Origin of the sequence: Mesorhizobium sp. M0563 (assembly GCF_040321065.1) — a bacterium.
In the GTDB taxonomy this organism is placed as follows: Bacteria; Pseudomonadota; Alphaproteobacteria; order Rhizobiales; family Rhizobiaceae; genus Mesorhizobium.
In genome coordinates, this window is the sequence record NZ_JAMYQV010000021.1 from 50,637 (window position 1) to 62,953 (window position 12,317).

Consider the following 12,317-nt stretch of genomic DNA (forward strand, 5'->3'; position numbering starts at 1 on the left):
CCACGCAAATTCCGGAGCCGCGACGATTTCCCGGGGAACGCGTCAGGCATCGGCACGTCCTAGTTCGGGCCGGTCCAGTCGAACGGAATGTGTTTGCTCGAGCGCGCCGTGCCCGTCCAGTCGAGCCCGAAGCCTTTGGTGCTCACCTCGACCGAACGCCCCCAGGTGGCAACCTGGCCCGGGCCGACCTCCGAGCCCGGCGGGTTGATCGTCTGCACCCGCTTGCCGGGTGGTGTTGTGGGACCTGAAAGCGCTTCCGCATGCCCGACGACGAGGCCAGGAATCTCGACCCGCCAGGTGGCAAGGTCGCCCGCCACCTCGAAAGTGATCGGCACGAACTCCATGCCACGCATCTCGCCGATGTTGGCGGCAAAACCCGCCGGCCAGCCGCCAGCCTGCCCGCCGAAGATCGCCTGCAGGGCTTCACGTTGCCGCTCGTTCGCCTTCTCGTCGAGGTACATGCCCATCACGGCCTTTGCCTCGCCGGCCCATAGATTGCCTTCGAACTCGCCGAGCGCCACCAGCGACAGGCCGTCGAGCTTCACGTCGCCATACTGACCCTCGCGTACATGCCAGGCGAGCACGCCCTGGCAGTGATTGCCGGTCGGCCGCTGGGCGAACTCGCAAGGGCAAGGGATATCGCAGCTGCAGATGTCGAACCAGTCGCCTGCGAGCCGCCATTGAGGCACTGCATTCATGGCTCTTCCTCCCGGAATGTAGCGCCATTTATACGTCGAAGGCGGGGCGCACTCCAGCAGTTAGTGCATCGCTCGGTGATTTTTGGTGAACTTGCCGACCCAGACACAAGTCACCGCGTTGATCAGCAACTGCTCGCGACGGAACCCAGCCGCCATCCAATGCGACCACGAAAGTGGTTTCTTGCTCCGTTCCATGTGCTCGATGAGGTCGTGGGTAGGTTCGCGACGGGTCGATCACCAAATACACGATCCAGCTGACGCTCGCTTGACCCACATTGCGAACCGACAACCTTCCGCAACACCGCTCGGTTGCTTGGTCAACGACCTAGCGGGCCAAGGGTTAACGCCGGGCTGCAATTGAGCTCCGCGGCTTCACGAGCATTTATGGCTGAGTTCGGCAGGCAAAAATCAAAAAATGAAATTAGGATCACTGGCGGAGAGGGAGGGATTCGAACCCCCGATGGGCTTGCACCCATGCCGCATTTCGAGTGCGGTGCATTCGACCACTCTGCCACCTCTCCGCGGTCATGGTCCGCCGTTGCCGGCGCGGCGCACTAGATAACGGCTGGACAGGCAGGTTACAAGGGCCAATCTGCCCCGGCGCCGCAGGTTCCCGTCCGTGCTGCGTTCAAAGCTGCGGTGCCCGATGTTCCATGTTTGCCGGACTGGGCTCAGCCCATTCGCAGCTTGCCCGCGGCGCTTGCCTTGACTCAAGCCGAACCTTCGGTTAGGGACAGCGCGCAATCGGCGTGGAGGGATCTTCCGCGCCGCTTGTTTTTTGAACCCGCAGACTGACAAAAAGACGGCCGAACCGCCTCAGGCGGTTCATCAAGGCCGACCGAACAGCGAAAGGCAAAAAATGTTCGCAGTCATCAAAACGGGCGGCAAGCAGTATCGCGTTGCCGCCAACGATCTCCTGAAGATCGAAAAACTCGAAGCCAATGTCGGCGACATCGTCGAAATCGGCAATGTGCTCGCGCATGGCGAAGGCGAGAACGTCACGTTCGGCGCGCCGTTCGTCGATGGTGCGATGGTCACCGCCGAAGTCGTCGAGCAGGGCAAGAACCGCACGGTCATCGCCTTCAAGAAGCGTCGCCGGCAGAATTCGCGCCGCAAGATCGGCCATCGCCAGCTTTTGACCACCGTCAGGATCGCCGAGATCCTGCTGGGTGGCGCCAAGCCGGCGAAGAAGGCCGCCGCCAAGACCGAAGCGAAGGCAGAGGTTGCCGCCAAGACCGAGGCGAAGGCTGAAGCTGCGCCGAAGGCCGCAGCCAAGGCAGAGGCTCCGCCGAAGAAGGAAGCCAAGGCCGAGATGACCGAGGACAAGGCTGCCGAAGCCGCCGCGCCGTTGTTCAAGGCGCCGAAGGGCGAGCCGGACGATCTGACGGTGATCAAGGGCATCGGCCCGGTTGCCGCCGGCCAGCTCAACGAACAGGGCATCACCACCTTCGCCCAGATCGCCAAGCTGTCCGACAAGGATGTCGCCAAGATCGACGAGCACATGCCGTTCAGCGCCGACCAGATCAAGGACTGGCGCGAGCAGGCAAAGGAATTGGCGAAGAAGTAGAACGAACCGGCGCAATCGTCGCCGGATCGGACTTGAAACGGAACGCGAACGCGTTCATAAGACCTTTTAGGCGCCTCGCGGCGCATCGGAGTAGTTAGATGGCACACAAGAAAGCTGGCGGATCGTCGCGCAATGGTCGCGACTCCCATTCCAAGCGGCTCGGCGTGAAGAAGTTCGGCGGCGAAGCCGTGATTCCGGGCAACATCATCATTCGTCAGCGTGGCACGACGTGGCATCCCGGCACCAATGTCGGCATTGGCACGGACCACACGCTGTTTGCGCTCGAAGCTGGCGCAGTCACCTTCAACAAAAAAGCCAATGGCCGAACCTACGTATCGGTGAACCCGATGACGAAGGCAGCGGAGTAGCCGGTTCCGCAAGAGAACACCGGCACCCATCTCGGGACCGGTGTCTGGCCAAGCCAGGAAATGGATCAGGGGAGATGGGTTTCCATCTCCCCTTTTTCTTGCCTGGAGGACTGACATGGTTGCCGAAGCGGAAGCGACAGACGACGAAAGTTACGCGATAGATTGCCCGGTGCTCGCGACCGAGCGGCTGATCATGCGGGCCCCGCGTGAAAGCGACATCGAGCAATTGGTGGCGCTCGCCGACAACCGCCATGTCGCGGAAATGCTGGCCCGCATGCCGCATCCCTATGGCGAGGCCGAGGCACGCGCTTTCCTGGCCATGACGGCATCGCGCCGGGCCGGAATCGCCTATGCGTTGACGCTGGCCGGCACCGAGACCTTCGTCGGCTGTGCCGGGCTCAACACCACGGATCGCGGGCTGGAGCTCGGCTACTGGATCGGCGAGCCGTACTGGAAACGCGGCTACGCGACGGAGGCAGCGCACGCACTGGTCGACCTTGCCTTCCAGAGAACCACGATCCAGGTGCTGCACGCCTCGACGCGGGTGATCAATCCGGCCTCGCGCCGGGTCATCCACAAATGCGGCTTCCAGTATGCCGGCCAGGGCATGCTGAATTCGATCGTTGCCGGCCAGGTGCCGGTCGAGCGCTACCGCCTCGATCGCAAGACCTGGACCAGCCTCAGGAACTGGGTGCATTTTTGAGGCATGTCGATATTCAGGTGATGCCGGCCTGCGAATGGCGGCTTCCTGCGCTTCCGGTGCTCGCGTACTTTAAGTACGCTCCGCTCCGGTTCTCGGAAGCCACCACTCTCGGCACGGCCTGACCTGAATCTCGACACACCTCGGCGCCAAAGATTGCGGGCCAACGTTGACGTCACGCCATCTCGACCCAGACCGGCAAGTGATCCGAACCGGCCGCTTGCCGGTCGACCCACAGGCGCCTCAGCGATTTGGTAAGCGAGGCGCTGGTGAAGATGTAGTCGATGCGCTTGTGGCGGCTGGCATCGCCCGGCCGCTTGGGGTCGACCCAGGTGACGAGATCGGCGCCGGCCGCGCCGAGGCGCGCGGCGGCATCGACGGCGAGGTCGGCGGTCACCGGCATGCCGAATTCATGGTCAGGCTGGCCGGCGAGTTCGACGTGTTCCGGCGATCCGGCGAGCATGTTGAAGTCGCCCATGACGACGAAGGCTTCGGGACAAGGCAAGTCCGGTAAGCCGATCTCGGCGACGCCGGAGAGCCCACCGCCCTCGAGCGGGTAGTTCAACAGGCGTTCGCGCAGAAAGCGGATCTGGCTCAGGCGTTCGACCGGGCTGCGATGGTCGAGATGAGTGGAATAGAAGCGGACGAAGCCAAGCGGCGTTTCGATCAGCGCCTCCAGCGCGCCGCGCTGGAAGTTCATCGCCTCGAAACTGCGGCTGCGCGGCAAAAGGAGATTGCGCGACAGATGGATCGGCGTTCTCGACAGCACCATGTTGCCGAGCTGGAAGGTGGTCGTGATGGCGCGGCCGTTCTCCAGGCGCGATCCGGCGTCGGCTTCGAAATTGCTGCCGTAGACGGCAAAATAGTCGGGCAGCGCCTCGCCGAGCTCGGCCACCATGTCGCGGCCGCCATTCTTCGGGTTGGCGCGGGTGACCTCCTGCAGCGCGATCACGTCGGCGCCGCGCACCGCATCGGCGATGCGACCGACATCATAGCGGCCGTCGAGGCCGATGCCGTAGTGGATATTGTAAGTTACCAGCTTCATTCCGACATCTCGCGCTTGGAAAGCCGAAGATCGATTTTCGGCAAGGGTCAACCAAATGCTACGCGTCCAGAGATACGCGCGACGTTACAGTAGCAAAAACGGCCCTCGCCCTTCGACCCGCCTTGCTTTAGAGCAATCCCGCAAAGCCAATAGCAGAAACCATACAATCCGATGAAATTTCTCGATCAAGCCAAGGTCTACATCCGCTCCGGCGACGGCGGCGCCGGTTCGGTGTCGTTCCGGCGCGAAAAGTTCATCGAGTTCGGCGGCCCGGACGGCGGCGACGGCGGCCGCGGCGGCGATGTCTGGGTGGAGGCGGTCGACGGACTAAACACGCTGATCGACTATCGCTACCAGCAGCATTTCAAGGCCAAGACCGGGACGCACGGCATGGGCCGCAACATGACCGGCGCCAAGGGTGCCGACGTGACGCTGAAAGTGCCGGCCGGAACACAGGTCTTTGCCGAGGACAATGAGACGCTGATCTGCGATCTGACGGTCGTCGGCCAGCGCTTCCTGTTGGCCAAGGGCGGCAATGGCGGCTTCGGCAACCAGCATTTCAAGACCTCGACCAACCAGGCGCCGCGCCGCGCCAACCCCGGACTGCCGGGCGAAGAGCTCAATATCTGGCTCAGGCTGAAGCTGATCGCCGATGCCGGCCTGGTCGGGCTGCCCAATGCCGGCAAGTCGACCTTCCTGGCGGCCGTCACCGCGGCCAAGCCGAAGATCGCCGACTATCCCTTCACCACGCTGCATCCGGGCCTTGGCGTGGCCCGCATCGACGGGCGCGAATTCGTCATTGCCGACATTCCCGGCCTGATCGAAGGCGCGCATGAAGGCGTCGGCATCGGTGACCGCTTTCTCGGCCATGTCGAACGCACGCGCGTCCTTCTGCACCTCGTCTCGGCGCAGGAAGAAAATCCGGGCAAGGCCTACAAGACCGTGCGCGCCGAACTCGACGCCTATGGCAACGGGCTGACCGACAAGGTCGAGATCGTCGCTCTTTCGCAGGTCGACATACTCGATGCCGACGCACGCAAAAAGAAGGCCGCCTCGCTGAAACGCGCCGCCGGCCGCGCGCCGATGCTGCTTTCGGCGGTCACCGGCGAGGGCGTCGAGGCGGTGTTGCGCGCGCTGATGGCTGTGGTGGCGGAGGCGCGCGAAGCTGTCGCTGCGCCGGTCGAGACGCGCTGGAACGCATAGCCATGGCCGCGCAATCGCTGAAAAATTATCGGCGCATTGCCGTCAAGATCGGCTCGGCGCTGCTTGTCGATCGCACGACGGGCCTGAAGCGCGACTGGCTGGCCTCGCTTGCCGACGACATCGCCGTGCTGGCCAATGGCGGCGCCGAAATTCTCGTTGTGTCTTCCGGTGCGATTGCACTTGGCCGCACCATCCTCGGCCTCGGCAAGCGGGCGCTGAAGCTCGAGGAGAGCCAGGCGGCGGCCGCCGTCGGGCAGATCGCCTTGGCCGGCGCCTGGTCGGATGCGCTCGGCAAGAATGGTTTGAAATCGGGCCAGATCCTGTTGACGCTCGGCGACACGGAAGAGCGCCGCCGTTATCTCAACGCGCGGGCGACGATCTCGACGCTGCTCAAGATGAAGGCGGTGCCGGTCATCAACGAGAACGATACGGTGGCCACCTCCGAAATCCGTTATGGCGATAACGACCGGCTGGCGGCGCGCGTCGCCACCATGATGGGCGCCGACCTTTTGGTGCTGCTCTCCGACATTGACGGGCTCTACACGGCACCGCCTGCGCGTGACCCGCACGCTCGGTTCATTCCGATCGTCGACCGCATCACCCCCGACATCGAGGCGATGGCGGGTGCCGCCGCTTCGGAATTGTCGCGCGGCGGCATGCGCACCAAGCTCGATGCCGGCAAGATTGCAACCGCCGCCGGCACCGCCATGATCATCACATCAGGCACGCGGCTGTCGCCGCTGCTGGCAATCGAGCGCGGCGAGCGCGCCACCTTCTTCCGGCCGAGCAGCAGCCCGGTCAAAGGTTACAAGACCTGGATCGCCGGGCAGCTCGAACCGGCTGGCCGGCTGACCGTCGATGCCGGCGCCATCGGCGCGCTGCTCTCCGGCAAGTCGCTGCTGCCGGCCGGCGTCAAATTGGTCAGCGGCAATTTTGCGCGTGGCGACACGGTGGCGATCCTGTCGCCCGAGGGCCGCGAGATAGCGCGCGGGCTGGTTGCCTATGATGCCGCCGATGCCGTAAGGATCGCTGGGCTGAAGACGACCGAGATCGAAACCGTGCTCGGCTACGAGGCGCGTTCGGCGATGATCCACCGCGACGACCTTGTGGTGAGCCATGCCGGTGGTGAGCAAGTAGTCGGTGACCAGGTTACATAGCGGAGGATGAGCCATGCTGACGCTGCATGAAAAATCCCGGGATGACACCGTCGCGCTGATGGCCGATATCGGCCGCCGCGCGCATGCCGCGGCCCGACCGCTGGCCATCGCAGCGGCCGAGCGCAAGCACAAGGCGCTGGTCGGCATGGCTCAGGCGATCCTTCGGCATGAGCAGGATATCCTCGACGCCAACGCAATCGACATCAGAAATGGCGAGGAGGCTGGCCTATCGGCAGCGTCGATGGATCGGCTGAAGCTCGATCCCGTCCGCATCCGCGCCATGGCAGACGGCATCAGCGAGATCGCCGAGTTGCGCGACCCAATCGGCGAAATCATTGCTGGATGGGACCGGCCGAACGGGTTGCACATCGAACGGGTGCGCACGCCGCTAGGCGTCATCGGCGTCATCTATGAGAGCCGGCCGAACGTGACCGCCGATGCCGGTTCGCTCTGCCTCAAGGCGGGCAATCCGGTGATCCTGCGCGGCGGCTCGGATTCAGCGAATTCTTCCGCCGCGATCCATGCCTGCCTGGTCGAGGGGCTGAAGGCAGCCGGGCTGCCGGAGGATGCCATACAATTGGTGCCGACCACCGATCGCGCCGCCGTCGGCGAAATGCTGAAAGGGCTTTCCGGCAATCTCGAGGTCATCATTCCGCGCGGCGGCCGCAGCCTGGTCGAGCGTGTGCAGAAGGAGGCGCGGGTGCCGGTCTTCGCCCATCTCGAGGGCATCTGCCATCTCTATATCGACCGATCGGCTGATCTCGACATGGCGGTCAAGATCGCGGTCAATGCCAAGATGCGGCGCACCGGGGTGTGCGGCGCTGCCGAGACGCTGCTGGTCGACCGTGCCGTCGCCGTCACGCACCTGGTGCCGATCCTGGAGGCCCTACGGGCGGCAGGATGCGAGATCCATGCCGATGCCGAGGTGCTGAGGCTTTATGCCGATGCCCAGCCCGCGACCGATGCAGACTGGGTGACCGAATATCTCGACGCGATCATCGCTGTGAAGCTGGTCGACGGCATTGGCGGCGCGATCGAGCATATCGAGACGTTCTCCTCGCATCACACCGAGGCGATCGTCGCCGAGGACGCCACAGCGGTCGACCGGTTCTTCAACGAGGTCGATTCGGCGATCCTTCTGCACAACGCCTCGACCCAGTTTGCCGATGGCGGCGAATTCGGCATGGGCGCCGAAATCGGCATCGCCACCGGCAAGATGCATGCCCGCGGACCGGTCGGCGTCGAGCAACTGACGTCGTTCAAATATCGTGTACGCGGGTCGGGACAGGTGAGGCCTTGAAGCTTTGTGTTCAAAGAACCTGAAGCCTTGCGCCCAGCCACCCCCCTCTGTCCTGCCGGACATCTCCCCCTCAAGGGGGGAGATCAGCTCTCGTTCGCGATTTCGCCAATTGCCGGGCGGGCAGAATTCAAGCTGTCATTGAAGCTGACAATCTCCCCCCTTGAGGGGGAGATGCCCGGCGGGGCAGAGGGGGGTGCCTGACGCATGCTTGCCTTGTCCGAACATGCCATATCCTCCCGTTACCTCAAGATGCCGCATGCCGGGAAAGGCGTGGCGGTCGGGCTGTTTGGCGGTTCGTTCAATCCGCCGCACGCCGGGCATGCGCTGGTCGCCGAGATCGCACTCAGACGCCTTGCTCTCGACCAGCTGTGGTGGATGGTGACGCCCGGCAATCCGCTCAAGAACGCTGGTGAACTTGCGCCGCTGGCCGAGCGGCTGCAGCTGTCTGAAAAGATCGCCAAGAACCCGAAGATCAAGGTCACCGCCTTCGAGGCGGCCCACCACGTCCGCTTCACCGCCGACACGCTGGCGTTGGTCAAGGCGCGTAACCCCGGCGTCGATTTCGTCTGGATCATGGGGGCCGATTCGCTTCGCGACTTCCACCGCTGGCAGCGCTGGCGCCGTATCGTGATGACGTTCCCGATCGCGGTGGTCGACCGGCCAGGTGCGACGCTGTCGTTCCTGTCGTCCGTGGTCGCCAAGACTTTCGACTATGCCCGCGTCGACGAAGGCGACGCACCGCGGCTCGCCCGCATGAACGCGCCGGCCTGGACCTTCATCCACGGCCCGCGTTCGTCGCTGTCGTCGAGCGCGATCCGCAATGTGGCAAAGGGCTGAGCGGGCGGAAGGCAAGTCCAGCCATGTCGCATTTGCCGCTGCCTTGACCTGCTTGATGGGCGATCCTCGGTCATGACGATTCTCGAGCGCGACCAGGACAAGAACGGTCTAGGGCAGCCGGCGCCCTCGATCGCCATTGCCAGCATCCTCTTGTCGATGGCGCTGATCGCCGTCGGCAATGGGCTCATGTTCGCCTATATCCCAGTCCGGCTCGGCGCCGAGGGCTTCGATCCGACTTGGGCGGGGCTGATCGTCACCGGCCTTTCGGCTGGCGGCCTCGCTGGCTGCATCCTGACCGGGCCGCTGGTGCGGCGTGTCGGCCATGCCCGCGTGTTCATGGTACTGTCGGCGCTGATCGTGCTGTCCAACGCCGCGGTCGGCGCCGGGCCGCACCCATTGCCATGGATCGCTGCACGGGCGCTCTACGGCTTTGCCATATGCGGCCTGTTCATTGTCGCGCAGAGCTGGCTGAACGATGTCGTCGCAAACGCCATCCGCGGCCGGGTCATGGCTATCTTCTACGTTGCCTATGTCGCCGGACTCGGCGTCGGCTATTCGACGCTGGCGTTGATCGATATCCGCGCGGCCGATGCGCCGCTGATCGGCATTGCCTTCACCGCGCTGTCGATCCTTCCCGTCGGGCTGACGCGGCTCGCGCAGCCACCGGCGCCGCAAGCGGCGTCGGTGGCGCTCGGCCGCGCCTGGCGAATCTCGCCGGTCGGCGTTGCCGGCATGCTTGCCGTCGGCGGCCTGTCGATGACGATTTCGGGTTTTGCGCCAATCCATGCCACCGCCAGAGGCTACAGCCAGGCCGACGTCGCCTTGCTGCTTTCGGCAATGCCGGTCGGCACGCTGATCCTGCAGATTCCCCTCGGCTGGATTTCCGACCGCACCGACCGGCGCTTTGTGCTGATCGCGGCGTCGGCGCTTGCCGCCGCGGCGGGCCTGTTTGCACTGGGTTTCGACGGTGGCGCTCTGGCGACGCTGCTCGTCATCTACGTGGTCTGGGACGGCGCCTCGGAATCGATCTATTCGCTGGCCAGCGCCCATGCTGGCGACCGCGCCGGCAAGGACGACATGGTGGCGCTGTCGAGCTCGCTCTTGTTTGCCTGGTCGCTGTCCGGCTTCGTCGTGCCCGGCATTGTGACCGGGCTTTCCGCCATCTATGGCACGCAGGCCTTCATCTATGTGGCAATCGTCATTGCCGCCGCCTACTGCTTGTTCGTTCTCTGGCGCGTCGGCATGGTGCGGCCCGTGCCCGCCACCGAGACCGGCAGTTTCGCGCCGATGACGGCGCAGGCGCCGTTGCCTGTCGATCTCGCCTTCGCGCCCGAAGATCAGCGCGGGCGCGGAGAGCTTTGAGGGCCCTCTGCGGGCTGGCTTCAAATGCTCTATTGCTGCGTGGCTGAGGCCTCCGGCTGCGGCGCTTGCGGCGCCGGCGCCGGAATTGAAAGGCCTTCGGCATCGAACGCCTGCTTGACACTCTTGGTGAGGTCGATCTGGGCGGCGAAGAAATCGGCAGCCGCCGTCCAGTAGCGCAAGGTGATGGCGACAGTGCTGTCCCCGACAGTCGCGACAAAGGCGATCGGCGCCGGCTGCCGCCTGACGCGCCGGTCGGCGGCGGCGACACCGAGCATGGTCTTTTGCGCGAAATCGATGTCGTTCCACGAGCCGATGCTGAGCGTGATGTCGCCGCGGCGCACACCATTGCGGGTGAAATTGCGGACCGGCTGGTTCCACAGGGTCGAGTTAGGTGCAAGCACGTATACACCTTCGACCGTCCTCAGCGTTGTTGCAAACAGCCCGATCTCCTCGACGGTACCGGATATGGCGCCGACCTCGACATATTCGCCGATGCGGAACGGCCGCAGCGCCAGCAGCATGATGCCAGCGGCAATGTTCTGCAGCGTGCCTTGCAGCGCCAGACCGATGGCCAGGCCGGCGGCACCGATGGCGGCAATGATCGAAGCCGTCTGCACGCCGAACTGGCCGAGAACCATGATCATGACAAGCCCGAGGATGGCGTAGCGGACGACCTGCGAGAAGAAATGGCGGAGCGTTTCGTCGAAGCCGTGAACGTGGCCGAGGCCGGCATAGATCGAACGCTCGGCGAGGCCGGCGACGATGTAGCCGATGACCAGCAGGATGACGGCGCCGACCGCCGAAAGCGAGTAGGAGACGATCAGCGTGCTGAGTTGCGCCAGGCCGGATTGCACGGTGAGGAGGGCGTTCTGAGGATCGATCGGCATGTCGGGATTCCGGTTCGTGGATGAGCCGATAACCGCTGCGGGGCGAGGCGGTTCCGAATTTCTGGCCCGGAAAAGCCGCATATTCGGCCGCTACAGGGCGTCTGCTTGCGAGCGGTGTCTTGAAACTGCAACCTAACTCTGCCTATCTAAGCAGTGTCACCTGATTTGAAAGGTGATTTGGTTGTTCTTGCTGCGAAAGGAAATACACTGAGAACAGCACTGCGGAAGAAGGCCGACATCGTGCCTTCGCCGGCCGGGATCAGCGTAAACGACGCCGTGTCCCGCGCCATCAAGACAGTCCTTGCCAGTCTGGAAGACTCCAAGGCCGAAAACATCGTCTCAATCGACATTCAGGGGAAATCGAGCCTCGGCGACTACATGGTCGTCGCGTCGGGCCGATCGCACCGTCATGTCTCGGCTGTCGCCGATCATCTCCTCAAGGCGCTCAAGGATGCCGGGCTCGGCACGGCGCGCGTCGAGGGGCTGGCTGGCGCCGACTGGGTCCTGATCGATTCGGGCGACATCATCGTCCATGTCTTCCGTCCCGAGGTCCGCGACTTCTACAATCTCGAAAAGATGTGGCAGGCGCCGGATCTTGAGGAAGAGACCCTCCACTGAGCCGTATTCGTCTTGATGCATGTCGTTGTGCGACACGCATCAGCGGCTCTCCGAGGCAGGGATGAAGATTACCGTTCATGCCGTGGGCCGAATGAAAGCCGGCCCCGAGAAGCAGTTGGCCGACCGCTATTTCGAGCGTTTCGCCAAGAGCGGCCCTGCCGTAGGCCTCGAATTCGCCGGGATCGCCGAGATTGCCGAAGGCCGCGCGCAGACGGCCAATGAGCGCCGGCGCGAGGAAGGCCAGAAGCTGCAGACCCACTTGCAACCGGGCACGGCGCTGATGCTGCTGGATGAGCGCGGCAAGAACCTTTCCTCCGAGGATTTCGCCGGCCGCATAAGCTTGCTGCGCGATGGCGGGCGCAAGGCGCTGGTGATCGCCATTGGCGGCGCCGACGGCCATGACCAGTCGCTGCGTGACTTGGCTGATCTGACGGTGTCGCTCGGCGCGCTGACCTGGCCGCATCAGCTGGTCCGCGTCATGCTGGGCGAGCAGCTTTACAGGGCGGCCACGATCCTTTCCGGCCACCCCTACCATCGTTCATGAAGCCGGTTCGATCAGCGAATTGACGCCAGCC

General features: G+C 64.1%; 13 protein-coding genes and 1 tRNA gene. 10 read left to right on the top strand and 4 right to left on the bottom strand.

Features of this window, described 5'->3' with window-relative positions; all coding sequences use genetic code 11:
* Window positions 1-59 precede the first annotated feature (59 nt).
* Both NKI50_RS23820 and NKI50_RS23825 read right to left on the bottom strand, forming a co-directional pair.
* Window positions 60-698, bottom strand: a complete 639-nt coding sequence (locus tag NKI50_RS23820; protein ID WP_023719685.1) for a DUF1326 domain-containing protein — start codon at window positions 696-698, stop codon at window positions 60-62.
* Window positions 699-1,129: 431 nt separating this feature from the next.
* Window positions 1,130-1,219 (bottom strand) — tRNA-Ser (locus NKI50_RS23825).
* 338 nt (window positions 1,220-1,557) lie between these two features.
* Here NKI50_RS23825 and NKI50_RS23830 point away from each other — a divergent pair.
* From NKI50_RS23830 to NKI50_RS23840, 3 genes are all read left to right on the top strand, one after another.
* Window positions 1,558-2,265, top strand: coding sequence for a 50S ribosomal protein L21 (locus tag NKI50_RS23830; RefSeq protein ID WP_352640115.1), 708 nt, complete (start codon window positions 1,558-1,560; stop codon window positions 2,263-2,265).
* A gap of 98 nt (window positions 2,266-2,363) precedes the next feature.
* Window positions 2,364-2,633, top strand: coding sequence for a 50S ribosomal protein L27 (gene rpmA, locus NKI50_RS23835; RefSeq protein ID WP_023678077.1), 270 nt, complete (start codon window positions 2,364-2,366; stop codon window positions 2,631-2,633).
* A 115-nt stretch (window positions 2,634-2,748) separates the two neighbouring features.
* Window positions 2,749-3,336: a GNAT family N-acetyltransferase gene (locus tag NKI50_RS23840; RefSeq protein ID WP_352640116.1), complete on the top strand. Its 588-nt coding sequence runs from the start codon at window positions 2,749-2,751 to the stop codon at window positions 3,334-3,336.
* Between the two features lie 172 nt (window positions 3,337-3,508).
* Here the strand turns inward: NKI50_RS23840 and NKI50_RS23845 are convergent, their stop codons facing one another.
* On the bottom strand, window positions 3,509-4,378 hold the full coding sequence (locus NKI50_RS23845; RefSeq protein WP_352588214.1) for an endonuclease/exonuclease/phosphatase family protein: 870 nt from the start codon (window positions 4,376-4,378) through the stop codon (window positions 3,509-3,511).
* Between the two features lie 171 nt (window positions 4,379-4,549).
* On the opposite strand from NKI50_RS23845, the gene obgE reads away from it, so the two are divergent.
* From obgE to NKI50_RS23870, 5 genes are all read left to right on the top strand, one after another.
* On the top strand, window positions 4,550-5,581 hold the full coding sequence (gene obgE, locus NKI50_RS23850; protein ID WP_023719681.1) for a GTPase ObgE: 1,032 nt from the start codon (window positions 4,550-4,552) through the stop codon (window positions 5,579-5,581).
* A 2-nt stretch (window positions 5,582-5,583) separates the two neighbouring features.
* A complete protein-coding gene (gene proB, locus NKI50_RS23855) occupies window positions 5,584-6,738 on the top strand; it encodes a glutamate 5-kinase (protein ID WP_023719680.1) in 1,155 nt (384 codons plus the stop codon).
* 13 nt (window positions 6,739-6,751) lie between these two features.
* Window positions 6,752-8,038, top strand: a complete 1,287-nt coding sequence (locus NKI50_RS23860) for a glutamate-5-semialdehyde dehydrogenase (protein WP_352640118.1) — start codon at window positions 6,752-6,754, stop codon at window positions 8,036-8,038.
* Between the two features lie 249 nt (window positions 8,039-8,287).
* Complete coding sequence (locus NKI50_RS23865; RefSeq protein ID WP_031194203.1) at window positions 8,288-8,875, top strand: nicotinate-nucleotide adenylyltransferase; 588 nt, start codon at window positions 8,288-8,290, stop codon at window positions 8,873-8,875.
* 72 nt (window positions 8,876-8,947) lie between these two features.
* Window positions 8,948-10,237, top strand: coding sequence for an MFS transporter (locus NKI50_RS23870; RefSeq protein WP_023719677.1), 1,290 nt, complete (start codon window positions 8,948-8,950; stop codon window positions 10,235-10,237).
* A 29-nt stretch (window positions 10,238-10,266) separates the two neighbouring features.
* On the opposite strand, the gene NKI50_RS23875 is transcribed toward NKI50_RS23870, so the two are convergent.
* Window positions 10,267-11,124: a mechanosensitive ion channel family protein gene (locus tag NKI50_RS23875; protein ID WP_352717790.1), complete on the bottom strand. Its 858-nt coding sequence runs from the start codon at window positions 11,122-11,124 to the stop codon at window positions 10,267-10,269.
* Window positions 11,125-11,364: 240 nt separating this feature from the next.
* Here NKI50_RS23875 and rsfS point away from each other — a divergent pair, with 240 nt between their 5' ends.
* Both rsfS and rlmH read left to right on the top strand, forming a co-directional pair.
* Window positions 11,365-11,742, top strand: coding sequence for a ribosome silencing factor (gene rsfS, locus NKI50_RS23880; protein WP_023678068.1), 378 nt, complete (start codon window positions 11,365-11,367; stop codon window positions 11,740-11,742).
* A gap of 61 nt (window positions 11,743-11,803) precedes the next feature.
* The gene (gene rlmH / locus NKI50_RS23885; protein WP_023719675.1) at window positions 11,804-12,286 is read left to right on the top strand and encodes a 23S rRNA (pseudouridine(1915)-N(3))-methyltransferase RlmH; all 483 of its coding nucleotides are present in this window, start codon (window positions 11,804-11,806) and stop codon (window positions 12,284-12,286) included.
* The last annotated feature ends 31 nt before the right edge of the window (window positions 12,287-12,317 follow it).

Bases quoted from the DNA above. Each gene is read 5' to 3' on its own strand.
- NKI50_RS23820 (WP_023719685.1), bottom strand. From the start codon at position 698: ATGAATGCAGTGCCTCAATGGCGGCTCGCAGGCGACTGGTTCGACATC.
- NKI50_RS23830 (WP_352640115.1), top strand. From the start codon at position 1,558: ATGTTCGCAGTCATCAAAACGGGCGGCAAGCAGTATCGCGTTGCCGCC.
- rpmA (WP_023678077.1), top strand. From the start codon at position 2,364: ATGGCACACAAGAAAGCTGGCGGATCGTCGCGCAATGGTCGCGACTCC.
- NKI50_RS23840 (WP_352640116.1), top strand. From the start codon at position 2,749: ATGGTTGCCGAAGCGGAAGCGACAGACGACGAAAGTTACGCGATAGAT.
- NKI50_RS23845 (WP_352588214.1), bottom strand. From the start codon at position 4,378: ATGAAGCTGGTAACTTACAATATCCACTACGGCATCGGCCTCGACGGC.
- obgE (WP_023719681.1), top strand. From the start codon at position 4,550: ATGAAATTTCTCGATCAAGCCAAGGTCTACATCCGCTCCGGCGACGGC.
- proB (WP_023719680.1), top strand. From the start codon at position 5,584: ATGGCCGCGCAATCGCTGAAAAATTATCGGCGCATTGCCGTCAAGATC.
- NKI50_RS23860 (WP_352640118.1), top strand. From the start codon at position 6,752: ATGCTGACGCTGCATGAAAAATCCCGGGATGACACCGTCGCGCTGATG.
- NKI50_RS23865 (WP_031194203.1), top strand. From the start codon at position 8,288: ATGCCGCATGCCGGGAAAGGCGTGGCGGTCGGGCTGTTTGGCGGTTCG.
- NKI50_RS23870 (WP_023719677.1), top strand. From the start codon at position 8,948: ATGACGATTCTCGAGCGCGACCAGGACAAGAACGGTCTAGGGCAGCCG.
- NKI50_RS23875 (WP_352717790.1), bottom strand. From the start codon at position 11,124: ATGCCGATCGATCCTCAGAACGCCCTCCTCACCGTGCAATCCGGCCTG.
- rlmH (WP_023719675.1), top strand. From the start codon at position 11,804: ATGAAGATTACCGTTCATGCCGTGGGCCGAATGAAAGCCGGCCCCGAG.